This window comes from Methylobacterium sp. Leaf118 (assembly GCF_920984675.1).
In the GTDB taxonomy this organism is placed as follows: Bacteria; Pseudomonadota; Alphaproteobacteria; order Rhizobiales; family Beijerinckiaceae; genus Methylobacterium.
On the sequence record NZ_CAKLBV010000076.1, the window covers coordinates 1 to 20,318 of the forward strand.

Here is a 20,318-nt window from a genome sequence, read left to right on the forward strand (position 1 = left end):
GGGTCGCGGGGAGCGACACGTCCTCGCGTATCGTGCCGTCGGCCGCCATCAGCCCGAACGCGTCGCCGATGCGCGTGGCCGAGCGGGCGAGGGAGCGGCACAGGGCGGCGGCGAGCCCGAGCCGGTCGGCCCGGCCGCGGAAGCGCATGGAGGCCGAGAGATCGACGAGCGCGTAGGTCTCGACCGGGCTGCGCGCCTCGAACCGGCGCACCACCACGCCCTCGAACGGGTCGCGCAGGGAGGCGCGCAGGTCGATCCGCCGGGCGTCCGGCAGGCGCAGGAAGCCGACCGTGTCGCGGAAGGTGCCCAGCCCCCCGGCCTCACGCCCGCGATGGGCGCCGACCCGGTGGCCGCCCGGCCGCCAGCGCGGGCGATAGACGATGTCGGTCCCGTCCTCCGATCCGCTCACGGAGCCGGCACCGTCTCGAACACGGCCCGGATCAGCTCCGGCACGATCTCGGCGCGGCGCATCTCGTAGACGGGCTCGAGGAAGACCCGGTGGGCCATCACCTCGGGGAAGACGGCGCGGATATCCTCCGGCACCAGCCAGTCCCGCCCCTCCAGCCACGCCCGCACCCGGGCGGCGCGGACCAGGAAGGCGACGCCGCGGGGCGAGGCGCCGCCCTGCACCAGCCGCTCCATGTCGATGCCGGCGAGCCGGAGGCCCGCGGCGGCGGGGCGCACCAGCGCCTCCCACAGGCCGACCACGTAGGTCTCGATGGCGGGCTCCGCCCGGATGGCGTGCTGGATCGCGCTGGCGATGGCGCCGATGCGCCCGTGATCGAGCACGCCCGGTTCGACCGTCTCCGTCAGGCGGTCGGTGTCGTGGAAGCGCGGATCGAACACCAGCGCCCGGCGGGCCTCGGCGTCCCGCGGGGCCTCCATCCCGATCTCCATGAGGAAGCGGTCGCGGGCGGCGGCCGGCAGCTCGAAGGTCTCCTCGCGCTCGACCCGGTTGCGGTCGGCGAAGACCTGGAGGTGGGGGAAGCGGTATTCGCGGTTGAACGCCGCGACGCTGCGCTCGGCCATGAGGCGCAGGAGCAGCGCGTGCACCTGGGGCCGGGCCCGGTTGATCTCGTTGAAGAAGAACACCGAGAGGTCCTGCGACTGCCGCAGCACCGGGCCGGGCTCGACCCGCGGGCGCCCGTCCTCGCCGAGATAGGTGTGGTAGATCAGGTCGGTCGGCATCATGTCGACCGTGCCCTCGACCCGCTCGTAGGCCCCCCCGAGGGCGCGGGCGACCGCGCGCAGCAGCGTGGTCTTGCCGACGCCGACATCGCCTTCGAGCATGACGTGGCCGCGGGCGAAGATCGCGAGGGTGACGAGGCGGATCGCCCGCTCCTGGCCGACCACCGCCTTGGCGATCTCGCGCTCGAAGCGCGCGGCGGCCTCCCGCCAGTCGGTGAGCATCGCGTCGCCGGGGCGCAGGGTGTTCATTCGCCGGATGGGCCTTTTCTCATGTTCCGGGCGCTGGGGGGCGCCCTCCCCCTCCGCGGCAGAGGGGGCGGGTCAGGGGAGCGATGAAGCGCCATCGGTCCGCCTCCCCCCCTGACGGCCGCGCCTTCATGGGAAGGCCCGTGCCCTCTCGCGCTCGCCCTCTTGCATCGCCTCGCAGGCCCCCTCCCCCACCGAGGGGGAGGGGGCACGCGCGCGTGCGGCTCAGTTCGCCGAAATCTTGCTGACGTCGTATTCCCACTTGCCGGTCTTCTTGAAGGCCTCGACGCGCTTCTTGTTGCGCTCTTCCATCTGCTTAATGGAATCGGCCTGCTTGCTGAGCTCCTTGGGATCGTGCTTCGGATCGTATTTCGAGCCGGCGATCTTTTCCGGGAAGCCGGGCTTCGGCTCCCAGCAATTGCCCGGGGCCTTGCACTTGGTGCCGTCATAGGCGGCGGCCGGGGCGGCCCATCCGAGCGCGGCGACGGCGGCGACGATGAGAACGGTCTTCATGGTTTCCTCCAGTTGTTCTTGAAAGGTTGTTGCGAGCCCTTGGCCCGCACCCTCGATCGCGCCGGACGTCACACCCGGCCCTGACTCCCGAAAGGATCACTCCTCCAGCGGCTTGCACTGGCCCTTGGCGTCCTTCGGGATGACTTCGCCCTGCTTGTAGGGCGTGTAGGCGTTCTTCTGCTCGTCGCTGAGCCACACGGCGTCCTGCTTCGGCCCCGTGTAGAGGTGCCGGATCCAGGCGATGGTCTGCAGCATCTCGTCGGGCGTCAGATTCTCGTTATGCGGGCCCATCATGCCGTTGGCGCCGCCGAAGATGGTCGCGAACAGGCCGACATCGGTCGTGTTCGACGGGTAGGTCCAGTAATTGTCGTTGAGGCCGGGACCCAGCTTGCCCTCGGCCAGATGGCCGTGGCAGCCCGAGCAGGAGGTGGCGTAGAGGCTCTCGCCGTTCCTCAGGCAGGACTTGTCGTCGATGTAGAGGTTCTGGCCGGTCTCGAGGAATGTCTTGACGGCGGGCGTGTCGCGGCCGCCCTCCTTGCCCTGGCTCACGTCGAGGGTTTCGCCCGTCACCGTGTTGCGGAACACGACGCCCGATTGCAGGCCGGACTGGGGCTGGGCGAGCGCGGGCAGGCTCGCGGCGCCGAGGGTGAGGAGGGTGGCGAGGGCGATTCCGGTCGGTGTCTTTCGCATCATCGGGCTGTTCGTCGTTTCCTGAGAAGAGTTTTCGGTCGTTATTCTTCGTTGTCGTCGTGGCGCGGCCCTCCGCCGGCCCGGATGGGCCGGCGGAGGGCCTGTCGGGTCAGTTCGAGACGGGAAGAACCGGGACGCCTTCCTCCTTCAGGATCGCCTCGATGCGAGGCTTGGCCCGGGCGATGGCCGCATCGAGCTCCCCCTTGAGGGCCGTGTCGGCGCGGCGCACGCCCATGGCCTGGTCGAAGCTCTGGGGCATCTTGCGGCCGTCGCTGCGGGTGGTGTCGTCCGGCACCGGGGTCACCCGCAGCTTCGTCGAGGCATCGCGCACGTAGCGGGCGACGTCGGGCCCGAAGGCCACGGCCACGTCGGCCTTCTTGGCCACGACCTCGCCGACCATCCGGCCCGGATCGATCTGGGTGTACTGGTTGCGCGGCGCGCGGAAGTTCACCAGCGAGTAGAGGTAGGCCATGTCCTCCTCGTAGCGGCCGATATCCTTGAGCATCGCCTCGCCGGGCGTGCCGAAGCCGACGACCATGTGGTCGATCTCCTTCAGCCGCGGATCGGCCCAGGACCTGATGTCGAGATCGCGGTCGGCGCGGGTGATGAAGACGTAGCCCGAGCGGTAATAGGGCTTGGTGGTCAGCACGCGCTCGTCGTCGGCATCCAACCCGACGACCACGTCGCAGATGGACTTCTCCAGCCCGTCGCGCACGAGGTAGATCGCAGGCTTCCCGATCCAGACGAACTGCGCCTTGCGGCCCATCGCTTCGGCGACCGCGGTGGCGATCTTGTTCTCGAGGCCGGTTCCGTCCTTCATCGAGAGCGGCGGCTGCTCGGCGGCGCAGACCCGCAGGCTGCCCGGATCGGCGTGCGTGGCGGCCGGCGGCGTCGCCGCCTTCGAATCCTGCGCCTGTGCGGGCGCCCAGGGACCGAACAGCGCGGTCAGGGCGACGGCCGAGGCGGTCGCGCGGAGGCGTCCGTTCACGAGCGGCATCTGTTTGTTTCCTCTGGATTTTTCTTGTGTGCGTTTTTGGGAGACCGGCCCCGGTGCGCGGGGTGGGCGGGCATGGCGTGCCCGTCGCGTCCCGTCATGCCGGTGGCATCGTTCTGGTCTGCTCCCGTGGCGCGGGGAGCGGTCGGGAGGCGGCGCGGGTCGGGAGCGTCCCGTCCCGTGCCGTCCCTGGTCTCCCCTCCCCGAAGGGAGGAGGGGAGAGGCGTCCCTGTCGGGCTTTCGTTTCCGTCAGGGGTTACTTGGCGGCCGACTTCCACTCGCCGACGTTCGGATCGTCGTAGGGACCCTTGCCGTCGAGGGAGAACACGATCACGCCGCCGCCCATCTGGGTGTAGTTGGCGAGCTTCTTGAAGGCGCCCACCGCGCCGAGACCCGCGGTCGGGTCGGCGAGGTCGAACACGAGGCCCACGCCCGGCCAGCCGCCGACGCCGTAGTAGATGGCGACGTATTGCGTGCCCTTGTGGGAGTAGGTCATCGGGTAGCCGATCGCGCCGGACGGGATCTTGAACTTCCAGAGAAGGTCACCCGTGTCGGAATCGCGCGCCTTCAGGTAGCCGTCGAGCGTGCCGTAGAAGACGAGGTCGCCCGCGGTCGCCATGGTGCCGCCCCACACGGCGAAGCGCTCCATCTTCTCCCACTTGTACTCGCCGGTGATCGAGTTGTACGCCTTGATCTGGCCGAGTCCTTCGTAGTTCTGACGGTCGCCCTTCGGGCCCGGATACATGTTCAGCGTCGCACCGACGAAGAACTGACCCGCACGGTAGGGCAGCATGAAGGGCTCCCAATCCATGCAGATGTGGTTGATGCCCATGAAGAACAGTTCACGCTTCGGATCGTAGGAATCGTGACCCTGGTTGTGGTAGCCCATCGCCGAGGGGCAGATGTCCTTGGCGAGGTGGTCCATCCGGGTACCGTATTCCGGATCGCGCACCGGCAGGCCGGACTTCAGATCGACCGATTTGAACACGTTGACGGTGTCGTCGAGCTTGTCGGCCGAGACCAGCGTGCCGTCCGTCCGGTCGAGCGTGTAGACGATGCCGTTGCGGTCCGGGTGGGTCAGGAGCTTGCGGGCCTTGCCCGACTTGTCCTTCTGCTCGGACAGCATCATCACGTTGACGCCGGCATAGTCCCACTCGTCGTGGGGGGTCTTCTGGTAGCCGAACTTGGCCTCGCCCGTATCGGCGTCGCGGCCGAAGATCGTCATCGTCCACTTGTTGTCGCCCGGACGCATGGTCTCGTTCCACGGCGCCGGGTTGCCGGTGCCGAAGTAGATCAGGTTCGTGCCCGGATCGTAGGCGTACCAGCCCCAGTTGGTGCCGCCGCCGATCTTCCAGGCATCCCCCTCCCAGGTGCCGGTGCCGAGGTTCTTCTGGCCGTAATGGGGGTTCTTGATGTTGAAGTCCGAGGCCAGCAGCAGGTCCTTGTCCGGGCCCGTGGCGTAGGCGCGCCAGACCTGCTCGCCGGTCTTCACGTCGTAGGCGGTGAGGTAGCCGCGCACGCCGAGTTCGGCGCCGGACGAGCCGATGATGACCTTGTCCTTCACGACGTAGGGGGCGATCGTGAGCGTCGAGCCGACCTTGATGTCGGAATTCTCGACCTTCCACACCGTCTCGCCGGTCTCGGCGTTCAGCGCCGCGACGTTGCCGTCGAGCTGCGTCTTGAGGATCAGCGACGGGGTCTTGCCGTCCCCCGGCCAGTAGGCGAGGCCGCGGTTGACGAGGTCGCAGCAGGCCACCGCGCGGGCGGCCGGGTTCTGCTTGGGCTTGTCCTGCCACAGGATCGTGCCCGGATCGTCGAGGCCCAGGGCGAACGTGTTGTTCGGGAACGAGGTGTGGATGTACATCTTGCCGTCGACGACGAGCGGTGCGCCCTCGTGGCCGTTCAGCAGGCCGGTGGAGAAGGTCCACGACGGCTTGAGCTGCTTCACGTTGCTCTTGTTGACCTGCTTCAACTCGCTGTAATTGTTCGAGTCGTAGTTCTTGCCGGGCATCACCCAGTTGTCGTCGCTCTTCGAGAGCTCGACCAGCTTGTCGTTGGCGAAAGCTCCGCCCGACAGCGCGACCGGCGCGAGCGCCAGCATCGCCAATGTCGAGACCGAGGTCACATACCTGCTCATCCTGCGTCTCCTCGCTCAACCGCCTCGCCTTTCGGCCTCGCGGCACCACTCAGATTTTACGTCCGAGGTCCAGGATCGCCTCAAGTCCAGTCGCAGGGCCGCAGCGGGTTTCTGAGAATGCACTCAGAACAAGTCGGCCTTATGAAAGACTTATTAGCGCCCCTTCGCCTATATTTTCTAGGACTTTATTGGACGCAATGTCTTTAGTCGGTCCGACATTTGTTGGCGGGAGCATAAGGCAAACCTAAGATTGCTGTCCGGCAGGTCATCGGGTCGCCTTGACCGGATCGGGCCCGCGCGCCACCACTATCCGCAACGGGCTCTCGTCGAAGCGGCCCGAGGCGGTGGGGAGGCGAGGGCGATGGCAGGGACCGCTTTTCTGGCGCGGCGCCTCGGGATCGGATGCCTCCTCGCCGGGCTCGCCGGGCCGGCCTCCGGCACGGGCGACGTGTCCGTGACCGGCGCGCTCTATCCCCGGGACGGGCGCCGCGACCTGACCGCGGCCGACCACCTGCGCTATTCGGGCGCGGGGGTCCTCTGGTGCCGGCGGGCCGACGGCGTGCCCCGCAAGGCCGCCGCCGCCTGGCTGATCGGCGCGCCGAGCCTCGTGATGCTCAACGCCCACAACTTCCGCAACCGTCAGCTCGAAACGACGCGCCTGGTCTCGGATTGTTACTTCCAGATCGGCGGGCGCAACTACGATTTCGTGATCGAGAGCTTGCGCCTCGGGGTGGCGCCGGACGCGCAGCGCCTGCACATCACCGACGACTGGGCGCTCCTGCGCCTCGCGCAGCCGGCGGAGGCCCCGGCCCAGCCCCTCCCGGAGGCCGCCCCGGACCTGCCGGCCGGCGACCTCACCCTCCCGGTCACCATCGTCTCGCCCGCGGGGCACGGGAATTACCGCGGCGACAGCAGCCTGGAGACCTGCGCGATCCACCGGATCGACGCGCCGACGGAGGGCGGCATCCGCCGCGCCCGCCACGATTGCAACGACGGCTATGGCGGATCGGGCTCGGGCCTGTTCGACGAGGCGGGCCGGCTCGTCGCCATGCAGAGCGCCTCGCTGTCGATGAACTCGCGGCACGCCTTCGACATCGAGTTCCACTACGGCTCCGCCCTGCTGATCGAGGGGGAGCTGCTCGCGGCCCTGCGGGCGGCCGTGCGGGACGCGGCGCCGGGCCGGCCCTGACCGGCTTCGGCCGATCGGGAGCCGGCCGCGCCGCCGGGGCTCAGGCGGCCCGCACGTCGCCGAGGAAGCGGGCGACCTCCGCCCCGAGATGCTCGGACTGGCGCGACAATTCGCTCGCCGAAGCGAGAACCTGGGCCGAGGCCGCCCCGGTCTCCTCCGCCGCCTGCGCGACGCCGGCGATGTTGGCGGTCACGGCGCCCGTGCCGCCGGCCGCCTGGGCGACGTTGCGCACGATCTCCTGGGTCGCCGCCCCCTGCTCCTCCACCGCCGCGGCGATCGAGGTCGCCACGCCGCTGATCTCGCGGATGCGGCCCGCGATCCCGTCGATGGCCTGGACCGCCTGACCGGTCGAGGCCTGGATCCGGCCGATCTGGCTCGAGATCTCGTCGGTGGCCCGGGCGGTCTGGTTGGCGAGTTCCTTGACCTCGGCGGCGACCACCGCGAAGCCGCGACCGGCCTCGCCGGCCCGCGCCGCCTCGATCGTCGCGTTGAGCGCCAGCAAGTTGGTCTGTCCGGCGATGGTGGCGATCATCGCCACCACGTCGCCGATCCGGGAGGCGGCGTCCGAGAGGTCGCGCACCAGGGCCGCGGTCTGCCCGGCCTCGCTCACCGCGGCCTGGGCCATCGCCGCCGAGCCGTCGACCTGGCGTCCGATCTCCTGGACCGACGCGCCGAGCTGTTCGGCCGCCGCCGCGACGGTGCCGACATTGGTGGCGGCCTCCTGCGCCGCCGCCGCCACGGTGCCGGACTGGTTCGCGGTCTGGGCCGCGGTGGCGGTCATCTGCTGCGCCGTGGCCTGGAGTTCGGTGGCGGCGGCGGACAGGCCGCCGACGACGCCGCCGACGGCGCGCTCGAAGGCGTCGGCCATGTCGCGGGCGGCGGCCTTGCGCTGGGCCTCGGCCCCGGCGCGGGCGAGGGCCGTCTCCTCCTCCAGGGCGCGGGCCCGGATCAGGTTCTCCTTGAACACCTGCACGGCCGCCGACATCGCCCCGATCTCGTCGCTCCGGCCCCGGCCCGGCACCGCGATCGTGGCATCCCCCGCCGCGAGCCGCCCCATCGCCCCGGTCATCCCCTCGATCGGCCGCGAGATGCCGAGCCAGCCGAACAGGGCGGCCAGGAGGGCCGAGAGCAGGGTCACCGCCATGGCGATCCAGGCGGTCAGGGTGGCGGAATCCGCGCTGCCGACGGCGTGGTCGACGCTGTCCTTGGCGCCCCGCTTGTTCAGGGCGAGGTTCTCCTGCAGCGCCTTGGTGGAGTCCTGGGCCAGCTTGAGGGTGTCGGCGCCGGCCAGCAGCGTCAGCGCCTCGGCCCTGCGCCCGGCCTGCATCAGGCCGACGATCTCCTCGACCTGCCGCATGTAGGTGGCCCAGGTGGCGGAGAAGCGCTCGTAGACCGCCCGCTCCTCGGGCGAGGCGATCAGGGGCTCGTAGGCCTTGCGCAGGTCGGCCAGGGCCTTCTGGCTCGCCCGCACGCTCTTCTCGTTGTCCGTCAGCAGCTGCGGCGTGTCCGAGGTGGCGACGTAGCGGTAGGTCTTCACCCGCTCGTCGCGGGTCGCCGTGCTGATGTCGCCGATGAGGCCGACCGAGGGCAGCCAGTTGTCGGCGATCGCGCGCACCTCGCCGTTGATGGCCGACAGTTTCGCGATGCTGAGGCCGCCCTGGATCGCCGCGACGACGGCGAGCAGGCTGAACGAGCCCGCCAGGGCCGCTTTGAGGGAGACGCGCATGGGGGGATCCGGTCGAGTGCGAAAACAATTCCGGGACCAGATTCAGGCTTTGAACGGTAAATTTTCCGTTTCGTTAGAGTTGTCGATGCGGAAGAGGGCCGTGACGGCTGAGCGAGGACAGGGCACTTCTCCGTGATCACTCAAATACGAAGCGTAAACCTCTAACATTTGATGCGGTAACGCTCGCAGTCATGCGAGCGGCCGCCGCGAGAACGGTCTCGTCCCGACGGGCCTGGTTCGGCGTCTCCCAGCCTGAACGCCGGCGAGTGCCTCGGCCCGTGTGGGGCGGCCGGCTTTCGGGGAAAAGACGATGCCGCACCGGACCGTCGAGCCGGGCCGGGCCCGCTCAGCGCGGGGCAGGTCTCTCCGCCGAGTTCGGCCCTTCCGCCGAGTTCGGCCCTCGGGTCGCCGCGTCGGGGCGTCCCAGGAACTCGGCGAGGTAGCCCTTCCACAGTCCGGCATAGCGCAGGGACTGGTGGCCGTGGGTCTCGGGCGAGGTCGGCACCAGCACGAAGCGGCCGTCCTTCACCTTCGCCAGCGCGGAATTCATCACGTCGAGCTGGGGCGGGTTCAATTCGTCGTCGGCGAAATTCACCGCAAGCACCTTGGCGGTGATGGCCCCGAGATCGGGGAAGGGATCGTAGTCGTAGGAGGAATCGAACCAGTAGAGCCAGTCGTTGGCGTCGGCCTTCCGCTCGTAGCCGGCGATCATCTGGTCGTAGGCCGCGTCCGCGGCCGCCCGCGTCGGCGCCTGCTTCTGGAGGCCGAGCACGCTCTCGGTCATGATGTTGAAGATCGGCAGGATGTGCTCGAAGCGCCGCGGCGGCTCGACATAGTCGCCGCCCTTCCAGTCGGGATCGGAGCGGATGCCCTCGATCAGCAGGCGCCGCCACAGGGCGTTGCGCCCGCTCACCGGGATCGGCTGGCTCGCCACGGCCATGATCAGGTCCATCGCGCCCGGATGGCGGATGCCCCACATCCAGGCCTGCATCCCGCCCATGGAGGTGCCGAGCACGAGGCGCAGGCGCTTGACGCCGAGGCTCTCGACCACCCGGTGCTGGCCCTCGACGACGTCGCCGTAGCCGTAGCGGGGGAAGCGCGCCTTCAGCCCGTCCGAGGGCTTCGAGGAGCCGCCGCGGCCGAGCCCGTCGGGCAGGATCACGTACCAGTGCCGCGCGTCGAGCGGCGCGCCCTCCCCGAACAGCTCGGGGCCGAGGGTCGGGATCAGGAAGCTCTTCCCGGTTCCGGTCGTGCCGTGCAGGACCAGCACCGCGTTGTCGATCGCCCCGTCGGCGCCGCGATGCGGCGTGCCGAGGGTCGTGTAGTGGAGCTTGGCCTGCGGCAGGCTCTCGCCGCTCGCGAGGCGGAAATCCGGCACCACGAGGTCGCCCTCGCGCTGGCCCGGATAGGCCTGGGGCGCGGCGTCGGCGCCGCGCCAGGGTCCGCACAGCATCGTCATCGCCAGAAGGGCCGTCGCCGTCGTCCGCCCGCGTCTCATGCCTCGTCCTCCGCCCATCCGAACGACCGCTCCACCGCCCGGCTCCAGCCGGCGAACAGGGCGGCGCGCCGGTCCGCGTCGAGGCGCGGATGCCAGCGCCGGTCCACCGCCCAATTGTCCTTGAGGTCGGACAGGCCGCCCCAGAATCCGGTGGCGAGGCCCGCCGCATAGGCCGCCCCGAGCGCCGTAGTCTCGAACACCTTCGGCCGCAGGGTCGGACGGTCGAGGATGTCGGCCTGGAACTGCATCAGCAGGTCGTTGACCACCATGCCGCCGTCGCAGCGCAGCTCGGCGAGGGTGATGCCGGAATCGCGCTCCATCGCCTCCAGCACCTCGCGGGTCTGGTAGGCGGTGGCCTCCAGGCTCGCCCGGGCGATGTGGCCGCGATTGGCGTAGCGGGTGAGCCCGATGATCAGCCCGCGGGCGTCGTCGCGCCAATGCGGGGCGAACAGGCCCGAGAAGGCGGGCACGACGTAGACGCCGCCATTGTCCTCGACGCTGCGGGCCAGGGCCTCGACCTCCGAGGACTCGCGGATCAGCCCGAGATTGTCGCGCAGCCACTGCACCAGCGCGCCGGTGATGGCGATGGAGCCTTCCAGCGCGTAGGCCGGCGGCCCGTCGCCGATCCGGTAGGCCACGGTGGTGACGAGGCCGGCCGCCGAGGCGACCCGCTCGGCCCCCGTGTTCATCAGGGCGAAGGAGCCGGTGCCGTAGGTGTTCTTGCCCTCGCCGGGCTCGAAGCAGGTCTGGCCGAACAGGGCCGCCTGCTGGTCGCCGAGGATGCCGGCCACCGGCACGCCGGGGAAGGGATCGCGGGTCACGCCGACGAGGCCGCTGGACGAGACGATCCGCGGCAGCACCGCCCGGGGGATGCCGAAGACGCCGAGCATGCCCTCGTCCCAGTCGAGGGTTTCGAGGGACATGAGCTGGGTGCGGCTGGCATTGGTCACGTCGGTGACGTGCAGGCCGCCCTCCTCGCCGCCGGTCAGGTTCCAGACCAGCCAGGAATCGACCGTGCCGAACAGGGCCCGCCCGTCCTCGGCCATGGCGCGGGCATCCTCGACGTGGTCGAGCAGCCAGGCCAGCTTGGAGGCGGAGAAGTAGCTCGCCAGCGGCAGGCCGGTGAGGGCGCGGAAGCGGTCGCGGCCCCCGTCCCGGGCGAGCGCGGCGACGTGGCGGTCGGTGCGGGTGTCCTGCCAGACGAGGGCGTTGTGGAGCGGCTCCCCGGTGCTGGCGTCCCACAGGAGCGCGGTCTCGCGCTGGTTGGTGATGCCGATTCCGGCGAGATCCGAGGGCTCCAGCCCGGCCCGGACCAGCCCCTCGCGCAGGACGGTGCGGGTGTTGCGCCAGATCTCGCGTGGATCGTGCTCGACCCATCCCGCCCGCGGGAAAATCTGCTCGTGCTCGCGCTGGGCCTGTCCCAGGATCGCGCCGGACCGGTCGAACACGATGAAGCGCGTGCTCGTGGTGCCCTGGTCGATCGCTCCGACCGCCTCCGGCATGGCATCCCTCCCCGGCCGCGCCCGTCGCCCGGCCCGCTCCGACACAACGCACGGCCCGGCGAACGGATCAGCCCTCCGCCGGCTCCAACTGGCCCGGCGTCGCCGCGGCCCCCATCTGCCGGGCCAGATCGGCGGCGCTCAGCCCCGCGGCGTCGCGCCGGGCCGGGTCGGCGCCGCGCTCCAGCAGCAGCGCCACGATCTCCGTGCGGTCGAACATCGCGGCGATCATCAGGGCCGTGCGGGTGCCGTCGCCCGCCCCGTCGCCCGCTCCACCGCCGGTGCCGTCGACCTGCGCCCCGCGATCGAGCAGCAGCCGGACCATGGCGGCATCGCCCTTGAAGGCGGCGCCCGCGAGCGGGGTCTGGCCGCGGTCGTTGGCGAGTTCCGGGTCGCCGCCGGCCTCCAGGATCTCCCGCGCGGTCTCCGCCTGGCCGTTATAGGCGGCGAGCATCAGGAGGCTGTCGCCCTTGTCGTTGCGCAGGTTCGCCGGCAGGCCCTGGGCGAACAGCTCGGCCAGTTCCCCGGCATGGCCCATCCGGGCGTACTGGAAGACGCGGGCCGCGAAAGCGAGGGTCGCGTCGTCGAGGGGCGGGCGGTCGGCAGGGTCGGCCGTCATCGGAAGGGCTCGCGGATGGGGCGGCGGGTGGATTGAAAGACGCGCCCGTCCATCTGGGGCCGGGCGCGGGTTCGTCCAGCCGGCGCCGGAGCCCCGCCCGGGGCGGCGTCACCGCCCCTTGGGAGCGAACTGCGCCTCGTATTCGGCGTCCTGCGCGGCGCGGGCCTGCTGGATCTTCCGCAGGGTCAGGAAGCGGGCGATGTCGAACTCGCAGTCGCGGATCGATTCCTCGATCAGGTGACGCTGCAGCAGCAGGCGAGGATCGTCCGGCTCGAGGCTCTCGCGGGTCTGGAGGCGCTGCACCGCCTGCCGGACCACGGTGTAGACCTGTTCCCGCTCCTCCCGGCTCATCTCCGGACTGACGGCGCGGGCAACGAGGTCTGAGAAATCCGTCATGGTCGCCAAAGTCGTGGGAGGGGCAAAAGCCGTCGCGCCGGGCCCGGTGCGCCCGTGCGGGCCCGTCGATCGCGGCGGCGGCGCGGGACCCGCCCGCCGGGCCGCGCCGATCGGGGCGCGGGCGTTACAGCCGGTTGTCGTTGACCGCCGCGCCGATCAGGGAGACCGAACTCCAGAGCATGGTGAACAGGAACAGGGCCACCGCCACGGTGGTGTAGGGCAGCGGGTAGGCCGAATAGGTCGGCAGCAGCGGCGGCACGTAGGTCGCCAGGAAGATCTGCTGCTTGGAGGCCGCGACCCGGGCCCGGTCGAAGATCAGGATCATCGAGGCGTTGAGCTTCTCGGCGACCGTCTGCTCGACCATCAGGCCCTCGTATTCGAGCAGGGCCTGGGTCAGGTTGTGCGAGGCGTCGACGATGAGCCCGTCGTTGGTGAGACGGTTCTGCAGGTCCTTCATCTGCCCGTCGATCGCCGCGACGGTGGAGACGAGCACCTGGATCCCGCGGGACTTCTCGTCGAGCCGCGAATCGCGCATCACGCGCAGGTCGTTCTCGGCCTTGATCTTGTCTTTGCGCAGCAGCTCGATGGTCGTCATCGTCGCCTGGGCGGACTCGATCGGATCGATGATGCCCCAGCGGTTGCGGAATTCCTGCATCGACATGCGGGCCCGCTTCAGCCGCTCGCCCGCCTTCTCGACCTCCTTCTGCGCCTGAGTCAGCATGTCGTCCTGGGCGCGACGGGAGATCTCGTTGATCAGGGCCTCGGAGCGGGCGATCACCTCCTTGGAGATCGCCACGGCGTCCTCGGGCGTGAAGGCCCGCACGGTGAGGCGGATCACGCCGGACACGACGTCGATATGGGGCGAGACGTGGCGGCGCCAGTAGCGCACCAGCTTCTCGACCGGTTGCTCGGTGTCGTAGCGGGCCCAGAAGTCGATGTCGTCCCGCGAGAACATCGCCCGGATGTTGAGCTTGGTGTCGATCGCCTCCACCAGCGTGCGGCTCTGGATGAAGTCGCGCAGGATGAAGCTGTCCTGGCTGTTATGCTTCTGGATCAACTCTTGATAGAGGCCGAGGGAGGTATTGGCCATCGGCTCCAGGTTGCCGCGCACGGTGAACTGGGACTCGGCGACGTATTGCGGCGTGGCCAGCGCGAAGACGTACAGCCCCACGATCGCCGTCGGCAGCACCGCGAACAGGCCGTAGCCCCGGATCAGCCGGACCACGAGGCGCTGGGGCCGACGCTGCTCCCGGGGCTTGAGGCCCGGGAGCCGGGTCCAGTCCAGGGTCCGGCGCAAGCGCCCGACCAGGGCCTTGCCCCGGCGCGCAGGCACCGGCTCGATCGTCTCGGCGTTGCGGCGCAGATCCGGCACGGAGCGCCGGGCCAGCTCGACGAGCGACTGGATGCTCGGAGCCGGACGGACCTTCGTCTCCTGCTTGATCTCGTCCGAACTCATCGAAAGGGGTCCTCGCGGGATCCGCTGCCGGGTGGGGCACGCCATCCGGCGCCGTCGCACGGCGACCGGGGAAGGCATGGCTCAGGTCTCGTTCTTTTCGGCCCTTTTTAAGGCGCGGCGATCCGCCAGGATTGCTCCGGGGGCTTGCGCTGCGATAGAGCATCGACCCGCGACGGGGCCCTCGGCTTTCGGAAAAAGTCCATGCGGCACAGGACTCTAGCGCTTCGTCCCGGGGGGCTGTCCCCGGCGAGGCTCGGATGTTCCGGAAATTCGGAGGCGGACCGGTGGGACGGCGGCAGCAACCGGGCGAGGCCCGCACGGCCAAGGCGGGTTTCGCGGAGATGGTGCTGGTCTGCCGAAAATGCGCCAAGCGCCAGGGGGTGGACCGCAAGCGGCTCGGCCGGGCCCTGAAGCGGGCCGCCGCCCGGGAGGCCGGCGACGGCGCCCGCGTGGCAGGCGCCCGGAAGGGGGCCGGCAGGGTGAAGGTCGTCGCCACCGGATGCCTCGGCCCCTGCCCCAAGCGGATGCTCACGGTCGCGACCCCGGCCTCCCTGGCCCGGGCCCGGGTGTTCCTGCTCGATCCGGCCCTCGACGCCCTCGGTCCGCACACCCTGCGCCTCGATGCGCCGGCGCCCCCGGCCTCCGATGTCTGACGCGCCGGTCGCCCGGAGCCCCTGGCGGTGGCTGCTGCGCCGCCTGCCGCTCCTCGGCACGCTGGCCGGACTCGCGCTCGGCACATGGCTCGTCGCCACCAACGACCTGTCGGCGATCGGGGCGGCCTTCGGCCGGATCGGCGTGGCCGGGCTCGCCGGCATCGTCGTGGTGCGTGCGCTCATCATCCTGCTGTGCGGCCTCGCCTGGGCGCGGCTCCTCGACGGGCTCGCCTTGCCCGGCCCCTTGTCCGGCCCCTTGTCCGGCCCCTTGGCCAGATCCTCGACCGGGGCCAAACCCGTCGAGACCGGCGCCTTCGTGATCCTGCGCTTCGTGCGCGAGGGGGTGAACGTGCTGCTGCCCGTCGCCTCGGTGGGTGGCGAGGTGGTGGGCGGACGCCTGCTCACCTTTTGGGGCGTGGCCGGCAGCCTCGCGGCGGCCTCGCTGCTCGCCGACATGCTGATCCAGGTCGCCACCCAGGTGGCCTTCACCGGGCTCGGCGCCGGGCTGCTCTGGCGTCTCCCCGGCGAGGCCGCCGCCACGCTGGCCCGCTGGACCGTGGAGGTGGCGGCGGTCGCGGTCGCCGCGGTCGCGGCCTTCTTCGCCCTGCAGCGCTTCGGCTCCGCCCGGGGCCTGGAGCGGCGGCTCTCGGGTCTCCTGCGCCGGCTCCTCCGGCCGGCCGAGCCCGACGGGGCGGACGCCTCGGCCCCCGCCGGTCCATCGATCCGCGAGGCCCTCGACGCGGTCTGGGCGCGGGACCGGCGCGGGCCTCTCGCGCAATCGGTGGCCCTGCACGGCCTCGCCTGGCTGCTGGGGGCCGCCGAGATCTGGCTCGTGCTCGCCTGCATCGGGGTCGAGGCGAGCCTGACCGAGGTGCTGGTGCTGGAATCGCTCTCCCAGGCCATCAAGTCGGCGGCCTTCCCGGTCCCGAGCGGGCTCGGCGTGCAGGAGGGCGGGTTCGTGTTCGTGGGCGCCCTGTTCGGCCTCGATGCCGACACCGCCATCGCCCTGTCGCTGGCCAAGCGCGTTCCCGACGTCGTCCTCGGCCTGCCCGCGCTCCTCGTCTGGCAGACCCTCGAGGCCCGCCGGGCGCAGGTGCTGGCCCCGCGGGCGTGAGGCGAGGGCCCGCCGGATTCCCATCGGCGATGAGGGTGACGCATCGTCGATGGCCCAAGCGAGGGCGGGCCGTCGGCCGGGGCCGGACCGCTAGGCCCCCCGCCCCCGCCGCGCCGTCAGCCAGGAGGCCGCCAGCACCACGAGGCCGACGGTGGCGATCATCAGCGTCGAGGCGGCGTTGATCTCGGGGCTCACCCCGAGCCGCACCTGGCTGTAGAGCCGCATCGGCAGGGTCGTGGCGCCGGGGCCCGAGACGAAGCTCGCGATGACGAGATCGTCGAGCGAGAGGGTGAAGGCGAGGAGGAAACCCGCCGCCACCGAGGGCGCGATCAGCGGCAGGGTAATCCCGGTGAAGACCCGGGCCGGCGTCGCGCCGAGATCGGCCGCCGCCTCCTCCAGCGTGCGGTCGAACCCTTTGAGCCGCGCGCCGACCACCACGGCGACGAAGCCGGTGGCGAAGGTCGCGTGCGCGATCACCAGGGTGGCGACGCCCCGCTCCAGCCCGATCCCGACGAAGAGCAGGAGCAGGGACAGGCCGGTGATGACCTCGGGCATCACCATGGGGGCGTAGAGGAGCCCCGTATAGGCGCCGCGCCCGACGAAGCGTCCGTGCCGGTCGAGGGCGAGGGCGGCGAGGGTGCCGAGCACGCTGGCGATCGCGGCCGAGAGCAGCGCCACCTTGAGCGAGACGAGGGCGGCGGCGATGAGCGGCCCGTCCGCGAAGAGCACGCCGTACCAGCGGGTCGAAACGCCGCCCCAGACGGTCACGAGCTTCGACGCGTTGAAGGAATAGGCGACGAGCACCAGGATCGGCGCGTAGAGGAAGGCGAGCGCCAGGACGAGGGTGGCGCGGGCGAACAGGCTCACCGTCCGCCTCCCGTGCCGACGCCTTTGCCCGTCGCCCCCTTGCCCATGCCCTCGGCCGCCTCCTCCCGGCGCAGCTCCGCCTCGCGGAACAGCACCACCGGGCCGACCACGAGTACGAGCAGCAGCACCGCCACCGCCGAGGCCAGCGGCCAGTCGCGGTTGGAGAAGAACTCGCTCCACAGCACGCGCCCGAGCATCAGGGTGTCCGGGCCGCCGAGGAGGTCCGGGATGATGAACTCGCCGACCATCGGGATGAAGCACAGCAGGGCGCCGGCCGCGAGCCCGGGCAGGGCCAGCGGCAGCGTCACGGTGAGGAACACCCGCGCCCGCCCGGCCCCGAGATCGGCCGCGGCCTCCCGGAGCGCCGGATCGAGGCGGCTCATCACCGCGTAGAGCGGCAGGACCATGAAGGGCAGGTAGGCGTAAGCGAGCCCGATCAGCACGCCGTAGGGCGTATCGAGGATCGCCAGGGGCGCGGAGACGAGGCCGAGCTTCAGCAGGGCCGCGTTGAGAAGCCCCTCGGGCTTCAGGATGGCGATCCAGGCGTAGACCCGGATCAGGAAGCTCGTCCAGAACGGCACGATCACCAGGGCCACGAGGGTTGGCTGGAGGCGGGCCGGGGCGCGGGCCATGGCGTAGGCCGTCGGCGTGCCGAGGAGCACCAGGATCGCGGTGGCGAGCCCTGCATAGGCCAGCGAGGACAGGGCGGCGTCGCGGTAGAGCGCGTCGCTCGCGATCATCTGGTAGTTCTGGAAGTCGAGCGCCTCCAGGAACTCGCGCCAGCCCTCCAGCCCGCCCTGCCAGTCGAGGACCGGCAGGTAAGGCGGCTGGGCGGTGGCCGGCGAGGAGAAGCTGATCTTCAGCGTCACCGCGAAGGGCACGAGGAAGAACAGGGCCAGCCACAGGAGCGGCAGCCCCCGCACGAGGCCGCGCCCGAGCGTGCGCGCCACGGTTGGCCTCATGCTGGCAGGATCCGGGCGGACTCGGCGGGGATCGCGACGGTGACCGCTGCGCCCACGGACGGCGCCGGGCCGGTGATGGGCAGGGGGGCCGAGGCGCGCAGGACGGTGCCGTCGGCCATCGTGACCCGGTAGCGGAGGCGGTCGCCCAGGAAGGTCGCCTCGGCGAGCGTGCCGGACAGCTCTGTCGCGTCGGACCCGCCCTCCCCGCCGATACCGAGCCGCTCGGGGCGGATGGCGACGACCACGGCGGCGCCCGCCTCGCCCTCCCCGCCGGCGCGGATCGGCCCGAGCGCCGTCTCGACGCTGCGAACCGCCCCCGGCACCGCCGGTCCGAGCCGGCCCTCGATCAGGTTCACGTCGCCGAGCAGGCCGGCGACGAAGCGGCTCGCGGGGCGCTCGTAGAGCGTGCGCGCCGGCCCGACCTGGACGAGGCGCCCGCGCTCCATCACGCCGACCCGGTCGGCGAGGGCCATCGCTTCCGCGGGATCGTGGGTCACGACGACGAAGCTCGTGCCGAGCCGCCGCTGGATCGCCCGCAACTCCCCTTGCGTCTCCTCGCGGAGGGCACGGTCGAGGGCGCTGAGGGGCTCGTCGAGGAGCAGGAGCCGGGGCTCGCGGGCGAGCGCCCGGGCCAGCGCCACCCGCTGGCGCTGGCCGCCCGAGAGGGTCTCGGGTTTGCGCGCGGCGAACCCGTCGAGGCGCACGAGCTGCAGGAGCCCGCCGACGCGCTCCTGCAGGGCCGCCCGGCTCAGGCCGAGGCCCTTGAGGCCGTAGCCGACATTGCCGGCCACGCTCAGATGCGGGAACAGCGCGTAGGACTGGAACATCATGTTCACCGGCCGCCGGTGCGGCGGCAGGGCGGTCAGGTCCGCCCCGTCGAGGTGGATCGTGCCGGAATCGGGCGTCTCGAACCCGGCCAGCAGCCGCAGCAGGGTGCTCTTGCCGCAGCCCGAGGGGCCGAGCAGGCAGACAAACTCCCCGCTCGCGAGATCGAGGGAGACCGCGTCGACGGCCGTGTGCGCGGCGAAGCGCTTGGTGACCTGCGCGAGGCGCAGCAGCGGGGCGGCGGGGGGCGGAAGGGGCGCGTGCACGATGCTCGGGTCGGACCTCAAGGGCGTTCGGCCGCGATCGATATCATGCGTCCTCGCGCAACGCCTCCTGCACCCGGGCCTCCAGGAGGTCGGGGCGGCGGATCACCAGGGCGCCGCGGGTGCGGTCGATCAGGCCCTCGCCCGCCATCACGGTGAATTCGCGGGTCACCTGCTCGCGGCGGCAGCCGATGCGGGCGGCGAGCACATGGTGGTAGGGCGGCGGCGTCACGACGCGCTCGCCCGCCTGATCGCTCCCCTGTCCGGCCCGCGGCACGGACAGGCGCAGGAGCTCGGCGTAGAGGCGATGGCGCAGGTCGAGAAGGGCGTGCTCCATGAGCCGGGTGTTCAATTCGCGCACCCGCTTGGCGAGCAGCCGGAACAGGCGGTCGGCGATGGGCTCCGAGGCGAACACGATCTGGCGGAACACCGTGGCCGGCACCACGCAGACCTCGCCGCGGGTCAGCGCCGTGACGTTGGCCGAGCGGCCGATCCCGTCGAGGGCGGCGAGTTCGCCGAAGAAGGCCCCCGCGCGCATCTCGCCGAGAATCACTTCCTTGCCCGATTGCGAGCGGTTGAGGATGCGCACCTCGCCCATGGCGAGGAAGTACACATCCGTCGAGATGTCGTCGTAGTCGACGAGTGTTTCGTTCTCGTCGAACCGCCGCCAATGGCAGCGCATCTCGTAGGGGGAGAGATCGACACCCGGTTCCTTGAAGAACGGGATGCTCGCCAACCGGCCTGTCGCCACGCCTCGGATACCTTGTCTTCGCGCTGCGGGATGGTGGAGGCCACGCCCCGGCCGGTCAAGTCGTCGCGGGTCTTCCCGGGGCGTTCGCGCGTGCCGATCCCCGGTTTTCCGCCATCGGCCGCCTGCGCGCGGGGCCGACGGGCACGGGCGGCCGGGCGAGGGCGCCCGGGAGGCGCCCCCGGGAGGGCCCGCCCACGGGGCCTCGCCGAATGCCAGCCGCGGGGTTGGGGGGCGGGCCACGATCAAAGATGATCTCGGAACGAACAAGCAACGACTCGTTGCTGCGCACCACGGCGAGCGACTTGCAACGAATTTTTTGGGCAATTTTTGCAAATTTACCACGTGCGCACCGGGAACTTTAATCATACACTCATGTCTCAAATGCGGTGCAATCGCGGAGCCAAGTCATGTCGCAGGCCGACCGTGATTTATTCTTACAAGATGCCTTCACAGTAGGATTGATTTCATCATTTGAGAGCCGGGCCAAGATCGGATGTCTCATTTGGGACGAGACGGCCGACGGCGTCGATGTTGAAGTCGATCCCGCGGCCGTCCTGCCCGAAACGGTGCGGCTGTCGATCGCCTCGCTGAAGATCGACCGGCCCTGCACCGTGCTGGAGCGGGCGGGCGGCCGGCTGCATCTCGTTTTCCTCGGGTGATCCGGGCTCCGCTTGATCAAAGCGGAGCCCGGATCAGGCAAGCCCGCGCGGCGTTTGAGCGAAGCCCAAATCC

At 70.8% G+C, this 20,318-nt stretch carries 20 protein-coding genes; 4 read left to right on the top strand and 16 right to left on the bottom strand.

Annotated features, from left to right (window positions below; translation table 11 throughout):
- From LW587_RS21215 to LW587_RS21240, 6 genes are all read right to left on the bottom strand, one after another.
- On the bottom strand, nucleotides 1-409 hold a 409-nt coding region (locus tag LW587_RS21215), incomplete at its 3' end, for a DUF58 domain-containing protein (protein WP_232631577.1).
- Complete coding sequence (locus LW587_RS21220; protein WP_232631578.1) at nucleotides 406-1,437, bottom strand: AAA family ATPase; 1,032 nt, start codon at nucleotides 1,435-1,437, stop codon at nucleotides 406-408. The genes LW587_RS21220 and LW587_RS21215, both read right to left, overlap by 4 nt.
- A gap of 222 nt (nucleotides 1,438-1,659) precedes the next feature.
- Entirely contained in the window at nucleotides 1,660-1,947 is a 288-nt protein-coding gene (locus LW587_RS21225; protein WP_232631579.1) for a methanol dehydrogenase [cytochrome c] subunit, read from the bottom strand.
- Nucleotides 1,948-2,043: 96 nt separating this feature from the next.
- Entirely contained in the window at nucleotides 2,044-2,637 is a 594-nt protein-coding gene (gene moxG / locus LW587_RS21230) for a cytochrome c(L), periplasmic (protein ID WP_232631596.1), read from the bottom strand.
- Between the two features lie 109 nt (nucleotides 2,638-2,746).
- On the bottom strand, nucleotides 2,747-3,634 hold the full coding sequence (moxJ, locus tag LW587_RS21235; RefSeq protein WP_232631580.1) for a methanol oxidation system protein MoxJ: 888 nt from the start codon (nucleotides 3,632-3,634) through the stop codon (nucleotides 2,747-2,749).
- A gap of 253 nt (nucleotides 3,635-3,887) precedes the next feature.
- Nucleotides 3,888-5,768, bottom strand: a complete 1,881-nt coding sequence (locus LW587_RS21240) for a methanol/ethanol family PQQ-dependent dehydrogenase (RefSeq protein ID WP_232631581.1) — start codon at nucleotides 5,766-5,768, stop codon at nucleotides 3,888-3,890.
- 361 nt (nucleotides 5,769-6,129) lie between these two features.
- Between LW587_RS21240 and LW587_RS21245 the strand changes: the two genes are divergently transcribed.
- The gene (locus LW587_RS21245) at nucleotides 6,130-6,957 is read left to right on the top strand and encodes a trypsin-like serine peptidase (protein ID WP_232631582.1); all 828 of its coding nucleotides are present in this window, start codon (nucleotides 6,130-6,132) and stop codon (nucleotides 6,955-6,957) included.
- Nucleotides 6,958-6,997: 40 nt separating this feature from the next.
- Here LW587_RS21245 and LW587_RS21250 read toward each other — a convergent pair whose 3' ends face one another.
- From LW587_RS21250 to LW587_RS21275, 6 genes are all read right to left on the bottom strand, one after another.
- Nucleotides 6,998-8,683 carry a methyl-accepting chemotaxis protein gene (locus LW587_RS21250; RefSeq protein WP_232631583.1) on the bottom strand — a complete coding sequence of 562 codons (1,686 nt, stop codon included), beginning with the start codon at nucleotides 8,681-8,683 and terminating at the stop codon, nucleotides 6,998-7,000.
- A gap of 346 nt (nucleotides 8,684-9,029) precedes the next feature.
- Nucleotides 9,030-10,181, bottom strand: a complete 1,152-nt coding sequence (locus LW587_RS21255) for an alpha/beta fold hydrolase (protein WP_232631584.1) — start codon at nucleotides 10,179-10,181, stop codon at nucleotides 9,030-9,032.
- Complete coding sequence (gene glpK, locus LW587_RS21260) at nucleotides 10,178-11,683, bottom strand: glycerol kinase GlpK (RefSeq protein ID WP_232631585.1); 1,506 nt, start codon at nucleotides 11,681-11,683, stop codon at nucleotides 10,178-10,180. The genes LW587_RS21255 and glpK overlap by 4 nt, the downstream gene beginning before the upstream one ends.
- A gap of 67 nt (nucleotides 11,684-11,750) precedes the next feature.
- Complete coding sequence (locus LW587_RS21265; RefSeq protein ID WP_232631586.1) at nucleotides 11,751-12,299, bottom strand: ankyrin repeat domain-containing protein; 549 nt, start codon at nucleotides 12,297-12,299, stop codon at nucleotides 11,751-11,753.
- A 108-nt stretch (nucleotides 12,300-12,407) separates the two neighbouring features.
- A complete protein-coding gene (locus LW587_RS21270; RefSeq protein WP_232631587.1) occupies nucleotides 12,408-12,695 on the bottom strand; it encodes a hypothetical protein in 288 nt (95 codons plus the stop codon).
- Nucleotides 12,696-12,819: 124 nt separating this feature from the next.
- Nucleotides 12,820-14,151 (bottom strand): capsule biosynthesis protein, encoded by a 1,332-nt coding sequence (locus LW587_RS21275; protein WP_232631588.1) that lies wholly within the window; start codon nucleotides 14,149-14,151, stop codon nucleotides 12,820-12,822.
- Between the two features lie 284 nt (nucleotides 14,152-14,435).
- Here LW587_RS21275 and LW587_RS21280 point away from each other — a divergent pair, with 284 nt between their 5' ends.
- Complete coding sequence (locus LW587_RS21280) at nucleotides 14,436-14,804, top strand: hypothetical protein (protein ID WP_232631589.1); 369 nt, start codon at nucleotides 14,436-14,438, stop codon at nucleotides 14,802-14,804.
- Nucleotides 14,797-15,918, top strand: a complete 1,122-nt coding sequence (locus tag LW587_RS21285) for a lysylphosphatidylglycerol synthase domain-containing protein (RefSeq protein ID WP_232631590.1) — start codon at nucleotides 14,797-14,799, stop codon at nucleotides 15,916-15,918. The genes LW587_RS21280 and LW587_RS21285 overlap by 8 nt, the downstream gene beginning before the upstream one ends.
- 90 nt (nucleotides 15,919-16,008) lie before the next feature.
- On the opposite strand, the gene LW587_RS21290 is transcribed toward LW587_RS21285, so the two are convergent.
- Genes LW587_RS21290 through LW587_RS21305 form a run of 4 tightly spaced genes read right to left on the bottom strand, consistent with a single transcriptional unit; the run spans nucleotide 16,009 to nucleotide 19,586 of the window.
- Nucleotides 16,009-16,785: an ABC transporter permease gene (locus tag LW587_RS21290; protein ID WP_232631591.1), complete on the bottom strand. Its 777-nt coding sequence runs from the start codon at nucleotides 16,783-16,785 to the stop codon at nucleotides 16,009-16,011.
- On the bottom strand, nucleotides 16,782-17,747 hold the full coding sequence (locus tag LW587_RS21295; RefSeq protein WP_232631592.1) for an ABC transporter permease: 966 nt from the start codon (nucleotides 17,745-17,747) through the stop codon (nucleotides 16,782-16,784). Before LW587_RS21295 ends, LW587_RS21290 begins: the two co-directional genes overlap by 4 nt.
- Complete coding sequence (locus LW587_RS21300) at nucleotides 17,744-18,838, bottom strand: ABC transporter ATP-binding protein (RefSeq protein ID WP_232631593.1); 1,095 nt, start codon at nucleotides 18,836-18,838, stop codon at nucleotides 17,744-17,746. Before LW587_RS21300 ends, LW587_RS21295 begins: the two co-directional genes overlap by 4 nt.
- 43 nt (nucleotides 18,839-18,881) lie before the next feature.
- Nucleotides 18,882-19,586, bottom strand: a complete 705-nt coding sequence (locus LW587_RS21305) for a Crp/Fnr family transcriptional regulator (protein WP_232631594.1) — start codon at nucleotides 19,584-19,586, stop codon at nucleotides 18,882-18,884.
- Nucleotides 19,587-19,993: 407 nt separating this feature from the next.
- Between LW587_RS21305 and LW587_RS21310 the strand changes: the two genes are divergently transcribed.
- Nucleotides 19,994-20,245 carry a hypothetical protein gene (locus tag LW587_RS21310; RefSeq protein ID WP_232631595.1) on the top strand — a complete coding sequence of 84 codons (252 nt, stop codon included), beginning with the start codon at nucleotides 19,994-19,996 and terminating at the stop codon, nucleotides 20,243-20,245.
- Nucleotides 20,246-20,318 lie beyond the last annotated feature (73 nt).